Raw genomic sequence first — 18,609 nt, 5'->3', positions numbered from 1 at the left:
ACCAGGTTCAAGGTGGCGTCCACCAGAGCGGTAGCGCCGGGCCATGCCCGGCGAGAACGGTGAAGCGTGCCGGCCAACGGTCGGCACCCACCAGGTTCAAGGTGGCGTCCACCAGAGCCGTGGCGCCGGGCCATGCCCGGCGAGAGCGGCGAAGCGTACCGACCAACGGTCGGCACCCACCAGGTTCAAGGTGGCACCACCGGGTTCAAGGTTGGCACCCACCAGAGAGGTAGCGCCGGGCCATGCCCGGCGAGAGCGGCGAAGCGTACCGGCCAACGGTCGGCACCCACCATCACCCACCGTTACCTCGGCAACAGCGGCAGCAGCAGCGCGTGCGCGTCCACCAGCGAGCCGACGATGCGGTGGCCCAGCGCGCGCAATTCTTCATCGGGATGCACCAGGTCCGGTACCTGGATCACGGTCATGCCGGCCGCCAGCGCGGCACGGGTTCCCGCCGGCGAATCCTCCAGCGCCAGGCAACGTTCCGGCGCCTGTCCCAGCCGCTGCGCGGCCAGCAGGTAGATGTCCGGCGCCGGCTTCGGCCGCGCCACATCGCCACTGGTGATCACCGCATCGAAGTAGGGCAGCAGCCCGGCTGCAGCCAGCTTGCGGTTGGCCCGCGGCTGCCGCGTAGTGGTCGCCACCGCGCGCGGCACCGCATGCGCCTTCAGCAGCTCCAGCAGTTCCAGGATGCCCGGCCGCAGCGGCAGCCCGGTCTGCGTGCGCTCCTCGTACAGATCATGGCAACGCGCGGCCATGGCCTCGATCATGCTGTCTTCGATGCCCTGCTGGCGCAACAGCGCCTGGCTGTCGCGGTCGCCAAGGCCGACCATGCGCACGAAGAAGCGGGCATCCAGGGGCAGGCCGAACTCCTCCGCCGCTTCGCTCCAGCATGCAAGCGACACACGCTCGCTGTCGATCATCAGGCCGTCCATGTCGAAGATGACGGCGTCGGGCAGGAACGGCAGCGCAGCGATGGAGGTCATGGAGCGAACAACGTATCCAGATCGGTGGAGGTCAGCAGCCGCCATTGCCCTTCGGCCAGTCCCTGCAGGTCCAGGCCACCAACACGGCTGCGGTGCAGTGCCTGCACGTGGTTGCCTGTGGCAGCGAACATGCGGCGTACCTGATGGTAGCGGCCCTCGTGCAGTACCAGGCGCGCCCTGCGCGGCCCGAGCACCTGCAGTTCAGCCGGCAGCAGGGGCGTCTTCTCCGCTTCCAGCATCAGCGTGCCGCTGGCAAACAGCGCCACCTCGTCACCACGCAGGTCTTCGGCCAGCTCCACTTCGTAAACCTTGGGCAGCTTCGACTTCGGCGAAATGATCCGATGCAGCAGGTTGCCGTCGTCGGTCAGCAGCAACAGGCCGCTGGTCTCACGGTCCAGACGGCCGACGGTGGACAGCACCGGGTCGCGGTCGCGGAAGCGCGGCGGCAGCAGGTCGTAGATCAGGCGGCCCTTGTCCTTGGTCGAGCAGGTGTAGCCGGCCGGCTTGTACATCGCCAGCGACAGGCCCACCGGCGGGTCCAGTGGCTCGCCGTCGACCCGCACCGCTTCATGCGGCACCTGGTCGTCGGCGTACAGCACCTCGCCGTCGGCGTCGGTAACGCGGCCTTCGCGGAACATCCACTGCACCTGCTTGCGGCTGCCGTAGCCGAGGTTGGCGATGTGCTTGACCAGCTTCACCGGGCCTTCCCCTTGCCCTTCACCGCTTCTACCAGCTTGAAGCCATCGCGCTCGGCAACCACGCGCACCGCGCCGAAGCTCTCGTTGAGCGTGTATTCGTAGGGCAGGTGGCGGTTGGCCACCACGTACAGGCGCCCACCCGGGCGCAGCGCCTGCGCGGCCACGGCGATGAAGCGCTGGCCGATGTCCGGGCGGTCCGCACGCGAGGGCGTGTGGAACGGCGGGTTGCTGATGATGACGTCGTAGTCCGGCTCGATACCGGCGGTGACGTCGCGCCACAGGAAGCGCAGCGGCACGGGGCGCGGTGGCGGCGCCAGATTGAGTTCGGCCAGGTCCAGCGCGCGCTTCTCGGCCTCGTACAGGTCCAGCGCGGTGATCTTCGGGCAGCGCTCCAGCAGCTCGCGCGACAGGTAGCCATAGCCGGCACCGAGGTCTGCCGCACGCCCGGCCAGGTCGGCCGGCAGGTGTTCGGCCAGCAGCGCCGATGCCGGGTCGATGCGGTCCCAGGCGAACACGCCCGGACGGCTGAGGAAGCGGCCGCCGACGATCGGCCGCACCGCGTCCAACGCGGCCCAGCGCTTGGCCAGGTCCGCATCGTGCTGGCCCTGCAGCGGTGCGGTCCAGAACACACGGCAGTGGTTCTTGGTCAGGCTGCCGCCAAGGCCGGTCAACTGCTTCAGGTCGCCTTCGCCGGAACGTGCGCCTTCGTTGTTGTGCTGGCAGGCCACGATGCGGCCACCCTCGGCAACCAGCGCCAGAGCACGGGCGAACAGCGCGCGGGCTTCCTCGCGCTGGCGTGGCGGCAGCACCAGCACCAGCGGGTAACGGCCACGGCCGGCAACATCATCCAGCTGCCCGCTGACGGTCCAGCCAGCGGCCTGCTGCAGCGGCTGCGCGAACGGGGCGAAGCTCTGCTCGCAATCCACCTGGCGGCCGCCGGCCTGCTCGCGCAGGGGCCAGCCGTCCCGGGCGCGCAGGAAGGCCACCGGACCCTCCGGCCAGCGCAGGGCACCGCTGGAGAACGGCAGGAACAGGGTCTGCAGGGGGGCGTCGTCGCTGGATGCCATCGGCGCGGGTACTGGAAGCGTGAGGGCCGTCCATTGTACCGGCTTGTCCGGCCCGGCCCCGAACGCCGCTTTGCGAAACTTCAACGTTGCCTTGATGCCGCAGCAACATGCCAGCGCTCAGGGTAGAAGCTCCCCCGCAACCCATGGAGACCCTGCATGCGAGCCTTGTTCGTCGGAGGTGTCGTCGACAACAGTGAAATGGACCTGGAAGGCAGCCATCCCCCCGTGCATTACCCGGAGGATACCGGCGGCGGCCATTCCCGCTATCGCCTGCACCAGGTCGGCCACGGCGCCGATGGCAGCGTGGCCTACGCCGTCTACGGCGCGCCGGACCTGGCAGACGATGAAGTGGCGCGGGTGGCCGAGGAGCGCGCCTATGAACGCAGGTTCGAAGCGACGGCAACCCTGTTCGAGCATTGACCATCGCAGCCACGCATGGCGTGGCTCTACTGATGGAATGACCACCGCGGCCACGCGTGGCGTAGCTCTACAGTAGATCCACGCCATGCGTGGATGCAGCAATCTGCTGCCGTCAGAGCCTCGGCGGCAGCTCGCGGATGCTGGCGATTTCATCCAGCCACACGTGATGCTGCTGCACCGGCGCATCAAGATCGTCCAGCCGCAGCTGGCCATTGCTGCCTTCGTCGCCGGCGTCGTTGCGGTACTGCTGCAGCGTCGGCTGCACCGCAACCGTGCCCAGCAGGCGTCGGCCATCGTGCAGGGTCAGCTGCACCTGGGTCTCCCCGCGCAGCTGCGGCAACAGGGCTTCCAGGTGCGCGATCTGCGCGGGATCGGTATGGATTCGTGGAGCAATACGGGACATCGGCGACCTCCTGAACTGCAGGGTCGCCGATCGTCCGTGAATGCTCAGTGCAGCAGGCTGTCCCCGCGCGTGGCCTGCACGCGTCGCACCACTCCCACCAGCTGCGCCACCGAGTACGGCTTGGCCACATGCTCCTGGAAGCCCGAGGCCAGCGCGCGGCGGCGGTCGTCGGCGCGCGCCAGCGCCGTCACCGCTACCGCCGGCAGCGCTGCCGCGTCCACGCCCAGGTCCTGCCGCAACGTGCTTACCAGGCCATAGCCATCCATGCCCGGCATGCCGATGTCGGTCAGCAGCACCTGGTACTGCAGGTGGCCATTGTCGGCCAGCAGCGCCAGCGCTTCGCCCGCCGAACTGGCGGCGGACACGCTGGCGCCCTGCTCTTCCAGCATGCGCCGCAGGTACTCCAGCACTTCAGGCTGGTCTTCCACCGCCAGCACATGCAGGCCACGCAGCGGGTACGGTTCGACCACCATCGGTTCCAGGATCGGACCGCTGACGACCTCGCGCAGCGGACGCCGTTCGGCATCGGGCAGATGCTGCGGCAGGCGCACGGTGAAGGTGGAGCCGTGACCATGGCCATCACTGGCCGCGCTGACCGAACCGCCGTGCAGTTCGACCAGCTGCTGCACGATGGCCAGGCCCAGGCCCAGACCGCCATGGCGGCGGGTGGTGGTGCCGTCGGCCTGGCGGAAGCGGCTGAACAGATGGTTCAGGAACTCCGGCGCGATGCCGTCGCCGGTATCGCGCACGGTGATCGTCCAATAGTTGCCATCGGCCTGCAGCTGCACGTCGATGCGGCCTTCGGCCGGGGTGAACTTGATCGCGTTGGACAACAGGTTCCAGAACACCTGCTGCAGCCGGGTGGCATCGCCCAGCACCGGGCAGGGCTGTGCCGGCAGCTGCAGGGTGACGTCCAGCGCCTTGCCCTCGGCAACCAGCTCCTGTGCGCCCATCGCTTCGTTCAACTGGTCGCGCAGGTCCAGCACTTCCACTTCCAGCTGCACCTTGCCCAGCAGCATGCTGCTGAGGTCGAGCATGTCCGAGATCAACCGCTTCTGCGCGGTCGCGCTGTTGGCGATCACGCCCAGGCCCTTGTACAGCGGGCTGGTGGAGTCCACGCGCTGCAGCAGCAGTTCGCTCCAGCCCAGGATCGTGGTCAGCGGCGTGCGCAGCTCGTGCGACAGCGTGGCCAGGAACTCATCCTTCAGCCGCGCCATGTTTTCGGCCGCACTGCGCGCGGCACGCTCGGACTGCAGCAGTTCCTCGCGCGCCAGTTCGATCTCGCGACGCTCGGTGACATCCGGGCTGCTGCCGGCCAGGCCGATGAAGCGGCCCATCCGCGAAAAGCGCGGACGTGCGTTCATTTCCAGCCAGCGCCACTGCCCATCGGCACGCCGTGCACGCACCAGCGCATGCATCGAACGCTGCGCCTTCAGTGCTTCCTGCAGTTCATATTCAAATACCGACGCATCGTCGGGATGCACCAAGCCGCGCCAGACATCTTCCGGCACCCGGTTCTCGTCGCCGCCGAAGAACTCGCTGAAGGCACTGTTGACGAAGCGGGCGTGGCCGCGCTCGTCCAGCACCCACACCGGCATCGGCAGGCCATCGGCCAACGCACTGAAACGGGCCTCGCTCTCGCCCAGCTCCACTTCCATCTGCTTGCGCGCGGTCACGTCGAAGAACAGGATGCCGACCTTGTCCTCGCCCGGCTGGCCAACCCGCACAGCATCCACTGCGAACGTGCGCCCGAGTGCACGGGCATCCATCTCGAACTGCGCCGGCCGCCCCGTCCGGGCGACTTCGCCATAGATCCGGAACCAGTCACGTTCGTGGTGCGGCTCCAGCGCGCTCATGCGCTTGCCGCAGGCATCCTTCAGCCCGGTATGGCGCTCGAACGCCTCGTTGACCTCGAGAAAGCGGTAATCGACCGCCTCATCACCGTCGAACAGCACCTGGATCACACAGAAACCTGCGTGGATGCGCTCAAGCACGCCATGGTGCAGGTCGGTTTCGGGCGTCGGCACCATCAAGGGTGAGCGCTCCACAAGGGGCGGCAGTGTAGACAAGGGCGTGGGCAGGAAAAGACCGTATGGAGGTACAGCATCTTCCAGAGTGCGTATTCACAGCGTCAAGCGCCGTCAGTCACGGTTGACGACCATGAATTGGCGGCAACTGTTGACGCATTTGACGCTACTGACCATTGCTGCGGCCCTCCAGCGGGATCACACTCGATCCGAGATCATCATCCTCCCCGCTTCGGGGACGCAGGAGACTGCCATGAAAGGTTCGCTTTCAACCGCCCTGCTGCTGGCCGGCATGCTTGCCGTGGGCAGCGTGGCCGCCGCGCCGCGGACGGTAACCGCGCCCGATGCGCCGCGCGCACTGCAGGCTGATGGCCCGGTCAGCGTGCAATGGAACGATCCGGCGCAATTCACCGAGATCCGGCAGAGCACCAACCGCTTCGAGGCCGAACGCGGGGACTGGGTGCAGCAGCTGGCACGCTACGTACAGACCAGCGCCGCCAAGCCGCTGCAGCCCGGGCAGACGCTGGAGGTGACCCTGGTGGACGTCAAGCGCGCAGGCGACTACGAGCCCTGGCACGGCCCGCGTGGCCGCGACATCCGGATCATGCGCGACATCTACCCACCGCGGATCACCCTGCAGTACACGCTGAAGGACGCCAGCGGGCGCATCATCGATGAAGGCGACGCCCGCCTGAGCGACAGCGGCTACCTGCACAACATCGGCCTGAAGAGCGATACCGATCCGCTGCGCTATGAAAAGCGGCTGATCGATGATTGGGTGAAGCGCCAGCTGACCTCACGCGTTACCGCCGCGCGGTAGGTGTCGACCTTGGTCGACACGCATTCACGGCGCCGACCAGGGTTTGATCCGATCCGGTAGGTGTCGACCTTGGTCGACACGCATTCACGGCGCCGACCAAGGTCGGCAGCTACCAGAGCCGCGCGCAGCGCTGATCCGATCCGGTAGGTGTCGACCTTGGTCGACACACATTCACGGCGCCGACCAAGGTCGGCAGCTACCAGAACCGTGCGCAGCGCTGATCCGATCCGGTAGGTGTCGACCTTGGTCGACACGCATTCACAGCGCCGACCAGGGTCGGCAGCTACCAGAACCGTGCGCAGCGCTGATCCGATCCGGTAGGTGTCGACCTTGGTCGACACACAGGCACAGCGCCGACCAGGGTCGGCAGCTACCAGAGCCGGTCAGTCCTGGTAGACGCGTGCCACGCGCTTGACGCCACAGGGCAGCTGGTAGGCACTGACACCGCAGCGCGGCGCCAGCTCGGACAGCGTCGGCGCCGTACCCCACAGTTCCACCACGCTGCCGACACCGGCCTGCGCATGCGCGGTCAGGTCCACGGTCAGCATGTCCATCGACACGCGGCCGATCAGCCCACCGGGTTGGCCATCGATCAGCACCGGGGTGCCGTTGGGGGCGAACTGCGGATAACCATCGGCATAGCCCAGCGCGACCACGCCCACGCGTGTGCGCGCCTTGGCCACGAAGCGCGCACCGTAGCCGACCGGCTCGCCGGCTTCGATCCAGCGCTCTGCGAACACCTTGGACTGCATCGTCATCACCGGGCGCAGGCGCGCGGTGAGTTCACTGTTGTCCGGCAGCGGATTGGCGCCGTACAGCATCAGGCCCGGGCGTACCCAGTCACTGCGCACGTCCGGCCAGCCCAGCAGCGCCGGCGAATTGCAGATGCTGGTCTCGCCTTCAAGACCATCGATGGCCTCGACGAAGGTCGCGGCCTGCTCTCGGGTACGCTCGCTGTCCAGTTCATCGGCGCGTGCCAGGTGGGTCATCATCACGATGCGTGCCACCTGCGGCAGTGCAGACAGACGTGCGTGCGCGGCGCGGAAACCGGGAACGTCCAGACCCAGCCGGTGCATGCCGCTGTCCAGCTTCAGCCACACCGTCAGCGGCCGCGGGCTGTCGAACGCGACCAGCGCGTCCAGCTGCCACGGCGAACCGACCGAGAACCACAGGTCATGCTCGGCCACCAGCGCCATTTCGCTGGGCTCGAAGATGCCTTCCAGCAGCAGGATCGGCGCACGGATGCCGGCCTGGCGCAGTTCCAGCGCTTCTTCGATGGTGGCCACGCCAAAGCCGTCGGCCTCGCCTTCCAGTGCCTGTGCACAGCGCACCGCACCGTGGCCATAGGCATCGGCCTTGAGGATCGCCAGCGCCTTGCCGCCGCCCAGTTCACGGGCCAGGCGATAGTTGCTGCGCAGTGCGCCCAGGTCGATCAGCGCGCGGGCAGGACGCATGTGCGGTTCTCATGTTGCGGGGCGTGGCGGTACTGGCCGTAGCGGAAGATATCCAGGCCTTCGGTGCTGATCTGCGGCTGGCGCGCGCTCATCAGGTCGGCCAGGTAACGGCCCGAGCCGCAGGCCATGGTCCAACCCAGCGTGCCGTGGCCGGTGTTGAGGAACAGGTTGCGGAACGGCGTGGCGCCGATCACCGGCGTGCCGTCCGGCGTGGCCGGGCGCAGGCCGGTCCAGAACTCGGCCTTGGCCAGGTCACCGCCCTTCGGGTACAGGTCGCGCACCACCAGTTCCAGCGTCTGGCGGCGGCGCGGCGACAGCGACAGATCGAAACCGGCCACCTCGGCCATGCCGCCGACGCGGATGCGGTTGTCGAAGCGGGTCACCGCCACCTTGTAGCTCTCATCGAGGATGGTCGAGGTGGGTGCCATCGCCGGATCGGTGATCGGCAGGGTCAGCGAGTAGCCCTTCAGCGGATACACCGGCAGGCGCATGCCCAGCGGCGCGACCAGTCCCGGCGAATAGCTGCCCAGTGCGACCACGAAGCGGTCCGCGGTTTCCAGCGTGCCGCCGATGCGCACGCCGGTGATGCGGTCGCCGTCGGATTCCATGCCGGTGATGTCCTGGTCGTAACGGAACTCGACCCCCGCTTCGGCCGCCATCTGCGCCAGGCGGCGGGTGAACAGCTGGCAATCGCCGGTCTGGTCGCGCGGCAGGCGCAGCGCACCCACCAGGCCATCGACGTGGGCCAGCGCAGGCTCGGCCTTGATGATGCCGGCGCGATCGAGCACTTCGTACGGCACGCCGTACTGGGCCAGGATCTCGATGTCCTGCGCCGATGCATCGAGCTGCTGCTGGGTGCGGAACAGCTGGGTGGTGCCCAGGTCGCGCCCTTCGAAATCGATGCCGATCTGCGCACGCAGCTCGTTCAGGCAGTCGCGGCTGTACTCGGACATGCGCACCATGCGCGCCTTGTTGATCGCGTAGCGCTCGTGGGTGCAGTTGCGCAGCATCTGCCACAGCCAGCGGTACTGGGCCAGGTCCATGCCCGGTTTGATCGCCAGCGGTGCGTGCTTTTCGAACAGCCAGCCGATGGCCTTCTTCGGCACGCCCGGGGCAGCCCACGGCGAGGTGTAGCCGAAGGACAGCTGGCCGGCATTGGCGAAGCTGGTTTCCAGCGCGGGACCGGGCTGGCGGTCGACGACGGTGACTTCAAACCCGGCCTGTCGCAGGTACCAGGCACTGGTGGTGCCGATCACGCCGCTGCCGAGGACTAGGACTCGCATGGGAATTCTCCAACCCGATCATTCCCTGCATTTGCGTGCGCAGGGGCCATAATCGGGGAAGTATATTCTTCCGTATCCAGATGATTTGCCTGATTTCAGCAATGCAGTCAGGATATTTCCCTGTGATTCATTCCCCGAGCTTGACGCCCATGGCCACCCGTCCCCGCGAGCTGGACAAGATCGACCGCAAGATCCTGCGCATCCTGCAGGCCGAAGGCCGCATTTCCTTCACCGAGCTGGGCGAACGGGTCGGCCTGTCGACCACCCCGTGCACCGAGCGAGTGCGCCGGCTCGAGCGCGAAGCGGTGATCACCGGCTACCACGCGCACCTGGACCCCAGCGCGCTGAAAGCAAGCCTGCTGGTGTTCGTGGAAATCAGTCTGGCCTACAAGTCCGGCGACATCTTCGAGGAGTTCCGGCGTTCGGCGCTGAAGCTGCCCAACGTGCTGGAATGCCATCTGGTGTCGGGCGATTTCGATTACCTGCTGAAGGCACGGATCAGCGAGATGGCGTCCTATCGCAAGCTGCTGGGCAGCACCCTGCTGACCCTGCCGCATGTGCGTGAGTCGAAGAGCTACATCGTGATGGAAGAGGTCAAGGAGACCTGGGCGCTGCCGATTCCGGATTGAACCGACTGACGGCAGCGGGACCAGACCCCGCAACGCGGGCTCTGGCCCCTGGCTGCATCAGCGCTGCTGCGGGTTCTTCATGGAACCCTGTTGCGGATGCTTCTTCTGCTGCTCGTTCGGCTGCTGTTGCTGTTGCTGCTGGCGCTGCTGTTCCTGCGGTGTTTTGCCCTGCTGTTCCTTGCCGGGATGACGGTTCTGCTGGTTGGCCATGATCGTATTCCAAGGGGACGAGGGAAGCGCGACGACAGGGATGCCGGCGCAGGTCCACCGTGGTCCTGGCGCGGTTAATCGCAGGCGAAAAACGGGTGATGCGGGGTGTGCAGGGCGGGGGTTGTTTTCCGGCGTTCATGTGGGTGGCGGGTTTCCTGCCAACGGCTGAGCCCCTCGTGGCTGGGGCCGGGTGCGGTGCTGCGAGTGGGCCGGGCGGGTGGGGTCAGGCAGGGACGCCGTGAACCCGTCCCTGGGGCTTGGCCGCGGCATCCATGCCGCGGACACCCCGCCTGACCCCACCCGCCCGGCCTCTGACAGGTTCATGCGGGCGCCAGCCACGGAAAAAGAAAAAGAGCGACAGCGGGTCGCTGCGCTCTCTTTGGGTTGCGCGATCGGTTGCGGGCGCTGGGGTCAGCGCTTGATCTGCTGGCCGTCGCCGGTCGGTACGCTGTCGTAGTAGCGGCCGGTGCGCGAGTCGAACACGCGGTTGGGGCCGACCGGTTTGACGCCGGGAACGATGCGGCCGTTGCGGTCGTAGACCTTGTCCGGCAGCGCCGGTGCGGGCGTGGGGGTCACCTGGGCCGGGCCGGTCGATCGGATCGGCTGTGCCGGCTGCGGCGAGGGCAGCACCTGCGGCTGCGGGCGCGACGCCTGCGGTGGCGGGGCGTCAGGCGACGGGGCCACCGTCGCGCTGCTGCGGGTGGCGGTCGGACTGCCGGTGGGAACCTGCGCCTGGGCAAGCAGAGGCAACAGGGCCGACAGCAACAGGACTAGGCGGGGTTTCATCGTGCGCTCCAGGGTGGGCCACCCTTACCCTGCGCCTGCCCCTGTGTGCCGGCCATGAACGGCCATCACACTTGCAAGGGTGTGCCGACACCCCCACGTCTGCTGGCATCCCAGGCCACAACCCCACGGAGAGCCGGCATGAGCGCTTTCGATCTGACGCCCCCCACCGCCACCCAGACCGACGCCCTGGTCGCCGGGCTCAGCGCCGAGGAGCGCCGCGTGCTGCTGCAGCACGGCACCGAGGCGCCGTTCTGCGGGGTGTTCCTCGACAACAAGCGCGAGGGCGTCTACTGCTGCCGGCTGTGCGCCCTGCCCTTGTTCCGCTCCAGCACCAAGTTCGATTCGGGCACCGGCTGGCCCAGTTTCTTCGCCCCGTTCGACCCGTCGCACGTGCGCGAGATCCGCGACACCAGCCATGGCATGGTCCGCACCGAGATCACCTGCGCCCGCTGTGGCAGCCATCTGGGCCACGTGTTCCCGGACGGTCCGCCGCCCACCTACGAGCGCCACTGCCTGAACTCGGTCTCACTTTCATTCACCGGCAACGGCGAGCCGTGGCCCGATCCGCTGCAGCGTGGCGGCGCGGAGGCCGGCGTGGCGGGCTGACACGCGCCGCAATGCCCCGCTGACCGACTTCACAGAATTCCCTCTTCAGAAACACCGGTGTCAGGCCGACAAGGAGATATCCCCCCTCCTTGCGTCGCGCCATGCTCATCATCGTTGGATTCCTGGTCGTCATCATCAGCGTGCTGGGCGGCTACCTCGGCGCACACGGCCGCCTTGGGGCGCTGTGGCAGCCCTACGAACTGGTCATCATCGGCGGTGCCGCGCTGGGTGCGTTCCTGGTCGGCACCCCGGCCAAGACGGTCAAGCAGACGCTGCAGGCCATGGTCGGCGTGTTCAAGGGCCCGCGCTACAAGCAGCAGGACTACATCGATGTCCTCAGCCTGGTCTACGAACTGCTCAACAAGGCCCGCCGTGAAGGCTTCATGGCGCTGGAAGACCACGTCGAGCGCCCGGCCGAAAGCGCGCTGTTCGGCAACTATCCGAAGGTACAGGCCGATCACCACCTGATCGACTTCATCACCGACTGCCTGCGCCTGATGATCGGCAGCAACATCGAGCCGCATGAGCTGGAGCCACTGCTGGAGCTGGAGCTGGAAAAGCACCACGCCGAAGCGATGGCGCCGTCGCAGGTGCTGACCAAGGTCGCCGACGGCCTGCCCGGTTTCGGCATCGTGGCGGCAGTGCTGGGCATCGTCATCACCATGGGCTCGATCGGCGGCGACATCGTCGAAGTGGGTGGCCACGTGGCCGGCGCGCTGGTCGGTACCTTCCTCGGCATCCTGCTGGGCTATGGCTTCGTCGGCCCGATGGCCTCGGCGATGGAAGCCCGTGCCGAGCAGGACAGCCGCATCTACGAGTCGGTGAAGACCGCCCTGCTGGCCTGCCTGCGCGGCTACAACCCGAAGATCGCGCTGGAGTTCGCCCGCAAGACGCTGCCGTCGAACGTGCGCCCGGCGTTCTCCGACTTCGAGCAGCACCTGAAGACGGTCAAGTAAGCCATGGCCGAGACCAAGCCCACCGTCATCGTCCGCCGGGTCAAGAAGGCCGGCCACGCTGCCCACCATGGCGGTTCGTGGAAGGTGGCCTATGCCGACTTCGTGACCGCGATGATGGCCTTCTTCCTGGTGCTGTGGCTGATGGCCAGCACCAGCAAGCCCGAGCGCGCGGCCATTTCCGAGTACTTCCGCAACCCCAGCCCGCTGGTCGGCTCCAGCGCGACGCCGGCGCCGGGCATGGCCGGGCCGGGCGGCGCCAGCACCTCGATGATCAAGCTCGGCGGCGCCACCGATGTTTCGCGCGGCAACAGCAACGATCCCTTCCAGAACCAGCAGAAGTCGATACCGCAGCCGGTGGACGAGCAGCAGCGCGACAAACAGCAGCTGGAAGCGCTGATGAAGGAACTGCAGGAAGCGATCAGCCGCAGCCAGGCGCTGGAACCGTTCAAGGACCAGCTGCTGCTGGACCTGACCCCGGAAGGCCTGCGCATCCAGATCGTGGACAAGCAGAACCGGCCGATGTTCGACCTCGGCAGCGCCACCCTGAAGCCGTACACGCAGCAGATCCTGCACGAGCTGGCCGAGTACCTGAACCACGTGCCGAACCGGATCAGCCTGACCGGCCACACCGACATCACCGCCTATTCGGCTGCACGCGGTTACGGCAACTGGGAACTGAGCGCCGACCGCGCCAATGCCGCGCGCCGCGCGCTGATCGATGGCGGCCTGGAAGACAGCAAGATCACCCGCGTGGTCGGCCTGTCTTCGTCGGTGCTGTTTGACAAGGCCGATCCGCAGAACCCGATCAACCGCCGCATCAGCATCGTGGTGATGACCAAGGCCGCCGAGGAAGCTGCGCTGGCCGGCGCCGGGCCGCAGGTGGGCCTGTCGGCAACCACCGTGGACCCGGACGTGCAGGCCGCGCAGGGTGAGGCCGGGGTCGGATCCCGTTCCGCAGGAAAGGGCGCTGCCCCCTGACCCGTCTTCGCCGGGCATGGCCCGGCGAGCGCCCATCCGGACACACCAGGGTAGCGCCGGGCCATGCCCGGCGAGCGCGCATCCGGACGCACCAGGGTAGCGCCGGGCCATGCCCGGCGAGCACGCATCCGGACACACCGAGGTAGCGCCGGGCCATGCCCGGCGAGCGCGCATCCGGACGCACCAGGGTAGCGCCGGGCCATGCCCGGCGAGCGCGCAGCGCGGCACCCAGTACAATGGCGGTCTTTCCGACTCCAGGTGATCACACCCCCATGTCCAAGTTGTCCAAGGCCAAGCGCGACAAGCGCAAGAAGCAGCAGACCAAGCGTCCGTTCCTCCGTCTGAACGCCCAGCAGCAGGTGCAGAACCATGCCGTGCTGGTCAACGAAGACGGCCAGGCCGTGGCCGCCATCGGCCTGCAGGGCCGCGAGTGGCTGCTGGCCATCGGCGGCCAGACCATGGGCAACGCCGACAACCCGGTGCCGATGCTGGCCATGCTCAAGCACCTGTCCAACGTGCAGGAAGCCGAAGGCCGCAAGGTCACCTTGGAATATTCCGAGCTGATGCAGAAGCTGCTCGACACCCTGGCCGAAGAAGCGGGCCAGACCGCCGAGGAATACCTGGACAAGCTGGTGGCCGAGTTCGCCAGCGAGCAGGCTGAAGATGCAGCCGCTGAAGGCGAAGCTGCCGATGAAGCGGCTGCAGACACTGCCGGCGCCGAAGGCGCTGCCGACGCCGAGGCCACTCCGGCCGCCGACGCCGACGGCAAGCCGCAGGCCTGATCCGGCGGCGGCGGTGTCGGTCTACGTCGATGACGCGGTGCATCCCTGGCGCGGTCAGCGCTGGGCGCACCTGATGGCCGATACCCTGGCCGAGCTGCACGCGATGGCGGCGCAGCTCGGCATTCCTCCACGGGCCTTCCAGAACAAGGCCAGCGGGGCGCATTACGATGTCACCGCCGAGCTGCGTGCGCAGGCACTCGCGCTGGGTGCGGTCGCCATTTCCCGGCATGTGGACCGGGCGCAGGTGAAGGCGGTGATCGCCAACGCCAGGGCGCAGTACCAGCCCTAGGCTGGTACTGGTGGCACCGGGCCGCGCCCGGCGAGCGCGCAGCGCGGCGGGAAGCCGCCGGGCATGGCCCGGCGCTACCGGTGAATCTCAGAACGGGTCGCTGCCCAGGCGCACTTCCACGTTCAGCAGCGAGCACAGCGCCAGCAGGGCGTCGTCATCGCGGGTCAGCGCCATCCAGCCACTGAAGCCGTCGTTGCCGGCATCCACGCTCCACAGCGTGTAGTTGTGCTCGCGCAGGCGGTCGAAGGCGGTGCTCATCAGCTGCACCCCATCCAGGTCCGCGGCGAAATCCTCGTCGTCCAGGTCGCCGCCCCAGTCCAGCTGCAGGTTGAAGCGCGCCGACAGCTCGTTCACCGCCGACTGCAGCGAGTCGAAGTCATCACGCTCGACTTCGAAGCCGGACTGCCAGGCGATGGCCGTGAACAGCGCCGGCAGCCAGTCGCTGTCGGCTTCCAGCGGCTGGCCGTCCTCGGCCAGATGCTCGCGCCAGCGGTTGAACTGCTGCAGGGCCAGCTCTTCGTCGCCGGGATTGATCAGCACGAGCAGGTTCCAGACCCGCGCCTCGAAGTCGTCCTCGTCGAAATCGTGGGCGTCTTCCTCGAAGTCGAAATAGTCGCTGTTGTCAGGCATGGCGGAACGTCCTCGGGAGCAGGGGGGCATTCTACGGTTTATCCTGTACCGCTGAAGCCGGCCGTGGTGGCCGTCACTGTGAATGAAGCGATGAGCGATACCCCTCCCGACCACCTGGCGATCAACCCGGCCAGCCCCTTCCACGATGCGCAGGCCCTGGAGCGCGGCGTCGGCGTGCGCTTCAACGATGTCGAGCGCGACAACGTCGAGGAATACTCGGTCAGCGAAGGCTGGATCCGCGTGCAGGCCGGCAAGGCCCGTGACCGTCGCGGCAACCCGATGACCATCAAGGTCAAGGGCAAGGTCGAGGCGTATTTCCTGGACCAGAAGCCGGAGTAAGGGCTGAAAGGTGTGCGGACCAAGGTCCGCACCCACCGGCAGCCGCCGCCGGGCTGATCCGGCACTGCCGCTGTACGGTCACTCGCGCTTGCGCGATTCCAGCAGGTCGAGGTTGCGGATCAGCCGCCGTGCGATCTCGTCCGACACCACGCCGCGGCGGGTCAGCCTGAACAGTTCCTCGCGTTCGGCATTGAGGCCGGCGCTGCGCAGCTGGCGATAGCCCATCTCCATCCGGTTCACCTTCTCCGGGTCCACGTCGGGGTTGTCGCGGTCCAGATGCCGCTGATAGAGCAGGCTCACCCGCGATGCGGCGTCGTTGTACAGCTGCACGTTCTCGGTGTTCTGGTTCAGCACCAGCTGCTGGCGCATGCGCTCCACGCCCGCCAACGCGGCCTTCGAGGACAGCTTGCGGGCGAGATCCTCTTCCTTGCGCTCACCCGAATCGGCCGGCAGCTGCAGGCCCTTCAACAGCTGCGGCAGCGCCACGCTGGCGCCGACCAGCGAGCACAGGATCACCGCAGCAGCCAGGAAGATCACCAGGTCGCGTGCCGGGAACGGGCTGCCATCGGGCAGGAACAATGGCAGCGTCAACACGCCGGCCAGGGTGATCGCACCACGCACACCCGCCACCGAGGTGGCCACCACGATGCGCCAGTTCGGTGCCTCGCCACGCTCCAGGCCGCGCCGGCGCGCACGCAGCAGGTTCCAGCGCAGCGACAGCCACACCCACAGCAGGCGCAGCGCGATCAGCGTCGCGTTGATCACCAGCACGTACACCAGCAGCCACCACGCGCTCTGGTGGCCGCTCTCGTTCATGGTGGTGGTGGCGCGTTCGACGATGCCCGGCAGCTGCTCGCCCAGCAGCACGAACATGATGCCGTTGAAGCTGAACTGCAGCATGTTCCAGACGCCGGCGCGCTGCACGCGCATGCTGCCGGAGACACGGCCGGTCATTTCCACGTAGCTCATCGAAATACCTGCTGCGACCGCAGCGAGGATGCCCGAAGCATTGATCTCTTCGGCCAGCAGGTACGCCGCGAACGGGATCAGCAGGTTGACCAGCATCGCCGCGCCCGGCTCTTCGCCGAAACGGCGCCACAGCCAGCGCTGGAACGTGGACACGCCCAGGGTGACCGCCACGCCGACGGCCAGGCCGGCCACCGCCACCCACACGAAGGTCAGCGAGGCGGTCGCCAACGAGAAGGTACCGGTCATCACCGCCGCCACCGCGAAGCGGAAGCAGACCAGGCCGGAGGCATCGTTGAGCAGCGACTCGCCTTCCAGGATGTGCATCAGGCGCTTGGGAATCGGTGCCTTGGCAGCGATCGCGCCGACCGCCACAGGATCGGTCGGTGACACGATCGCGGCCAGCGCGAAACACACCGCCAGTGGCATCACCGGAATCATCCAGTGGATCAGCAGGCCCGCGCCGATCACGGTGAACACCACCAGCCCGAACGCCAGTTCGAGGATCGCGCCCTTGTCGCGGAACAGGCCCTGCTTGGGAATGCGCCAGCCATCGAGGAACAGCAGTGGCGGCAGGAACAGCAGGAAGAACACTTCCGGTTCCAGTGCATGGCCGCGGTTGAATACCCCGGCGATCACCGCGCCGAGGCCGATCTGCACCAGCGGCAGCGGCAACGAGAATGGCAGGACGCGAACCAGGTAACCGCTGGCGACAACGGCCACCAGCATCGCCAGGACGACTTCGATGGTGTGCATGCTTCTTCCACAGGAGCGGCGCGTGGGGCCGGAAAAACCGGAGTGCGCCGGGGGACGGGAAAAAACTTAACACAGCAGGCCGCCACTGCGGCCAGCCATCTGAATGCGCGTCAGGACCGCGACAGCAAGCGCCGCCCGATCCAGGCCGGCGTGCTGGCCACGTCGTCATGCAGCACTGCCCACCGGCCCTGCACGTGTCCTTGTGCAGGGCGTTCCAGCCCTGGCAGCAGTGGCCGGGTCACGCCGCGGCCCGAGCGCGGTCGTCACCCTCGAAGCGGTAGAGGTCCATCGCCAGGAAGCCGGCATCGACACCCGCATCGATGCGCTTGGCACCGAAGCCACCCTCCCCCGCCGCACCCATCGCAAAGTACAGCGGCAGCAGATGCTCATCGGTGGGATGCGCACGCTCGGCAAACGGTGCCTGTCGGCGGTAGTCGAACAGGGCGTCGCGGTCATTGGCGGCCAGCCGCTGCTCCACCCAGTCGATGAAGGGGCGCACGTAGGGCGCTTGCTTGCCGTCCTGGTAGTGGCCCCAGTCGTGCAGGTTGTGGGTGATGCTGCCCGAACCGATCAGCAGCACGCCCTGTTCGCGCAGCGGCGCCAGCGCACGGCCCAGCGCGAACTGATGCTGCGGGCCCAGCATCGGCTGGATCGATACCGGCACCACCGGGATGTCGGCCTGCGGGTGCAGCAGGCGCAGCGGCACCCACGCGCCGTGGTCGAGGCCACGTTGCGGATCGAGTGCCACCGGCAGGCCGGCGGCGGCGATGCGGCCCGCCACCTCTTCAGCCAACGCCGGATCACCGGGCGCCGGGTACTGCAGCGCGAACAGTTCGCGTGGGAAGCCACCGAAATCGTGGAGGGTGGGCGGCTGCGGATGGCTGCCGACCAGCGGCTGCCGGGCCAGCCAATGCGCCGAGGCGATGACGATCGCACGCGGCGTCGGCAGGTCGCGGGCCAGCTCGGCCAGCCGCACGCCGACCTGGCCCGGATGCAGGGCGGTCATCGGCGAGCCGTGGGAGATGTACAGCGAAGGCAGGCGGGACATGATCTTCTCCAATCACAGGAACAGACAGCGGGCCGGGGGACGTTCAGCGCGAACGCAGGGTCCAGCGGCCATCGCCCAGCAGGAACAGCACGACCAGGGCCAGCGCCCAGAACGCCGGGTATTCCCAGCCACCGCCGGCATTGGCGAAGCTGAAACCGTTGGCGCCGTGCACCGTCACGATGGTGCCCAGCAGCAGCGGCACACCGAGCAGGCCGATCCAGCGCGCGTAGATGCCGAGCAGCAGCGCTGCGGAAATCGCCAGTTCAACGGCGATGGTGAGGTAGCCCAACACGCCGGGCAGGCCCAGCGACTCGAAGAAGGCCGCGGTACCTGCCGGTGTGAACACCAGCAGCTTGGTCAGCGCATGGACCAGGAACAACACGCCCAGGGCCAACCGCAGCAGGGTCGCGGCATACGGGGCGAGCGGGGACAGGGGGGCGGCGGTAGCGTTCATGGGGTACCTCGGCAGGGATAGG

General features: G+C 67.7%; 23 protein-coding genes. 9 read left to right on the top strand and 14 right to left on the bottom strand.

What is annotated here, in order from left to right; genetic code table 11:
• Positions 1-302: 302 nt before the first annotated feature.
• Genes D0Y85_RS02605 through D0Y85_RS02595 form a run of 3 tightly spaced genes read right to left on the bottom strand, consistent with a single transcriptional unit; the run spans position 303 to position 2,751 of the window.
• Positions 303-986 (bottom strand): HAD family phosphatase, encoded by a 684-nt coding sequence (locus tag D0Y85_RS02605; RefSeq protein ID WP_117309434.1) that lies wholly within the window; start codon positions 984-986, stop codon positions 303-305.
• Positions 983-1,684 carry a 16S rRNA pseudouridine(516) synthase gene (locus D0Y85_RS02600; RefSeq protein WP_117309433.1) on the bottom strand — a complete coding sequence of 234 codons (702 nt, stop codon included), beginning with the start codon at positions 1,682-1,684 and terminating at the stop codon, positions 983-985. The genes D0Y85_RS02605 and D0Y85_RS02600 overlap by 4 nt, the downstream gene beginning before the upstream one ends.
• Positions 1,681-2,751 carry a class I SAM-dependent methyltransferase gene (locus tag D0Y85_RS02595; RefSeq protein ID WP_117309432.1) on the bottom strand — a complete coding sequence of 357 codons (1,071 nt, stop codon included), beginning with the start codon at positions 2,749-2,751 and terminating at the stop codon, positions 1,681-1,683. Before D0Y85_RS02595 ends, D0Y85_RS02600 begins: the two co-directional genes overlap by 4 nt.
• 156 nt (positions 2,752-2,907) lie before the next feature.
• Here D0Y85_RS02595 and D0Y85_RS02590 point away from each other — a divergent pair, with 156 nt between their 5' ends.
• Entirely contained in the window at positions 2,908-3,171 is a 264-nt protein-coding gene (locus D0Y85_RS02590) for a hypothetical protein (protein WP_080150143.1), read from the top strand.
• Positions 3,172-3,283: 112 nt separating this feature from the next.
• Here D0Y85_RS02590 and D0Y85_RS02585 read toward each other — a convergent pair whose 3' ends face one another.
• Both D0Y85_RS02585 and D0Y85_RS02580 read right to left on the bottom strand, forming a co-directional pair.
• Positions 3,284-3,574 carry a DUF3247 family protein gene (locus tag D0Y85_RS02585; RefSeq protein WP_117309431.1) on the bottom strand — a complete coding sequence of 97 codons (291 nt, stop codon included), beginning with the start codon at positions 3,572-3,574 and terminating at the stop codon, positions 3,284-3,286.
• A 44-nt stretch (positions 3,575-3,618) separates the two neighbouring features.
• Entirely contained in the window at positions 3,619-5,604 is a 1,986-nt protein-coding gene (locus D0Y85_RS02580) for an ATP-binding protein (RefSeq protein WP_227416582.1), read from the bottom strand.
• A gap of 250 nt (positions 5,605-5,854) precedes the next feature.
• Between D0Y85_RS02580 and D0Y85_RS02575 the strand changes: the two genes are divergently transcribed.
• Complete coding sequence (locus tag D0Y85_RS02575; protein ID WP_117309429.1) at positions 5,855-6,421, top strand: DUF3016 domain-containing protein; 567 nt, start codon at positions 5,855-5,857, stop codon at positions 6,419-6,421.
• On the opposite strand, the gene D0Y85_RS20515 is transcribed toward D0Y85_RS02575, so the two are convergent.
• The 3 genes from D0Y85_RS20515 to D0Y85_RS02565 are packed head-to-tail and all read right to left on the bottom strand — an operon-like array spanning position 6,352 to position 9,158.
• On the bottom strand, positions 6,352-6,762 hold the full coding sequence (locus tag D0Y85_RS20515; protein ID WP_162887607.1) for a hypothetical protein: 411 nt from the start codon (positions 6,760-6,762) through the stop codon (positions 6,352-6,354). The genes D0Y85_RS02575 and D0Y85_RS20515 overlap by 70 nt on opposite strands.
• 42 nt (positions 6,763-6,804) lie before the next feature.
• Complete coding sequence (gene alr, locus D0Y85_RS02570) at positions 6,805-7,875, bottom strand: alanine racemase (RefSeq protein ID WP_117309428.1); 1,071 nt, start codon at positions 7,873-7,875, stop codon at positions 6,805-6,807.
• A complete protein-coding gene (locus tag D0Y85_RS02565) occupies positions 7,854-9,158 on the bottom strand; it encodes a D-amino acid dehydrogenase (protein ID WP_117309427.1) in 1,305 nt (434 codons plus the stop codon). Before D0Y85_RS02565 ends, alr begins: the two co-directional genes overlap by 22 nt.
• Positions 9,159-9,307: 149 nt before the next feature.
• Here D0Y85_RS02565 and D0Y85_RS02560 point away from each other — a divergent pair, with 149 nt between their 5' ends.
• A complete protein-coding gene (locus D0Y85_RS02560; protein ID WP_025878409.1) occupies positions 9,308-9,787 on the top strand; it encodes an AsnC family transcriptional regulator in 480 nt (159 codons plus the stop codon).
• A gap of 57 nt (positions 9,788-9,844) precedes the next feature.
• On the opposite strand, the gene D0Y85_RS02555 is transcribed toward D0Y85_RS02560, so the two are convergent.
• Positions 9,845-9,997, bottom strand: a complete 153-nt coding sequence (locus D0Y85_RS02555) for a lana protein (protein WP_080150149.1) — start codon at positions 9,995-9,997, stop codon at positions 9,845-9,847.
• A 411-nt stretch (positions 9,998-10,408) separates the two neighbouring features.
• Complete coding sequence (locus tag D0Y85_RS02550) at positions 10,409-10,783, bottom strand: classical arabinogalactan protein 4 (RefSeq protein WP_117309426.1); 375 nt, start codon at positions 10,781-10,783, stop codon at positions 10,409-10,411.
• A gap of 138 nt (positions 10,784-10,921) precedes the next feature.
• On the opposite strand from D0Y85_RS02550, the gene msrB reads away from it, so the two are divergent.
• From msrB to D0Y85_RS02525, 5 genes are all read left to right on the top strand, one after another.
• Positions 10,922-11,389: a peptide-methionine (R)-S-oxide reductase MsrB gene (gene msrB, locus D0Y85_RS02545; RefSeq protein WP_025878406.1), complete on the top strand. Its 468-nt coding sequence runs from the start codon at positions 10,922-10,924 to the stop codon at positions 11,387-11,389.
• A 101-nt stretch (positions 11,390-11,490) separates the two neighbouring features.
• Positions 11,491-12,345: a flagellar motor stator protein MotA gene (gene motA, locus D0Y85_RS02540; protein WP_012509934.1), complete on the top strand. Its 855-nt coding sequence runs from the start codon at positions 11,491-11,493 to the stop codon at positions 12,343-12,345.
• A 3-nt stretch (positions 12,346-12,348) separates the two neighbouring features.
• Positions 12,349-13,323, top strand: coding sequence for a flagellar motor protein MotB (gene motB / locus D0Y85_RS02535; RefSeq protein WP_033830250.1), 975 nt, complete (start codon positions 12,349-12,351; stop codon positions 13,321-13,323).
• Between the two features lie 272 nt (positions 13,324-13,595).
• Positions 13,596-14,105, top strand: a complete 510-nt coding sequence (locus tag D0Y85_RS02530) for a hypothetical protein (RefSeq protein ID WP_093821358.1) — start codon at positions 13,596-13,598, stop codon at positions 14,103-14,105.
• A 13-nt stretch (positions 14,106-14,118) separates the two neighbouring features.
• Positions 14,119-14,394 carry a DUF4031 domain-containing protein gene (locus D0Y85_RS02525; protein ID WP_025878403.1) on the top strand — a complete coding sequence of 92 codons (276 nt, stop codon included), beginning with the start codon at positions 14,119-14,121 and terminating at the stop codon, positions 14,392-14,394.
• A gap of 87 nt (positions 14,395-14,481) precedes the next feature.
• On the opposite strand, the gene D0Y85_RS02520 is transcribed toward D0Y85_RS02525, so the two are convergent.
• Complete coding sequence (locus tag D0Y85_RS02520; RefSeq protein WP_093821360.1) at positions 14,482-15,024, bottom strand: hypothetical protein; 543 nt, start codon at positions 15,022-15,024, stop codon at positions 14,482-14,484.
• Positions 15,025-15,114: 90 nt separating this feature from the next.
• Between D0Y85_RS02520 and D0Y85_RS02515 the strand changes: the two genes are divergently transcribed.
• On the top strand, positions 15,115-15,363 hold the full coding sequence (locus tag D0Y85_RS02515) for a DUF3297 family protein (RefSeq protein WP_032128750.1): 249 nt from the start codon (positions 15,115-15,117) through the stop codon (positions 15,361-15,363).
• A 78-nt stretch (positions 15,364-15,441) separates the two neighbouring features.
• Here D0Y85_RS02515 and D0Y85_RS02510 read toward each other — a convergent pair whose 3' ends face one another.
• The 3 genes from D0Y85_RS02510 to D0Y85_RS02500 form a co-directional block, all read right to left on the bottom strand.
• The gene (locus tag D0Y85_RS02510; RefSeq protein WP_025878400.1) at positions 15,442-17,085 is read right to left on the bottom strand and encodes a Na+/H+ antiporter; all 1,644 of its coding nucleotides are present in this window, start codon (positions 17,083-17,085) and stop codon (positions 15,442-15,444) included.
• A 238-nt stretch (positions 17,086-17,323) separates the two neighbouring features.
• Positions 17,324-18,133: a class III extradiol ring-cleavage dioxygenase gene (locus tag D0Y85_RS02505; protein WP_117309425.1), complete on the bottom strand. Its 810-nt coding sequence runs from the start codon at positions 18,131-18,133 to the stop codon at positions 17,324-17,326.
• A gap of 43 nt (positions 18,134-18,176) precedes the next feature.
• The gene (locus D0Y85_RS02500; protein WP_025878398.1) at positions 18,177-18,587 is read right to left on the bottom strand and encodes a DoxX family protein; all 411 of its coding nucleotides are present in this window, start codon (positions 18,585-18,587) and stop codon (positions 18,177-18,179) included.
• Positions 18,588-18,609 lie beyond the last annotated feature (22 nt).

It is taken from the genome of Stenotrophomonas sp. G4, from assembly GCF_003428825.1.
GTDB classification, from domain to species: domain Bacteria; phylum Pseudomonadota; class Gammaproteobacteria; order Xanthomonadales; family Xanthomonadaceae; genus Stenotrophomonas; species Stenotrophomonas indicatrix.
This window is presented reverse-complemented; position numbering and strand designations above follow the sequence as displayed.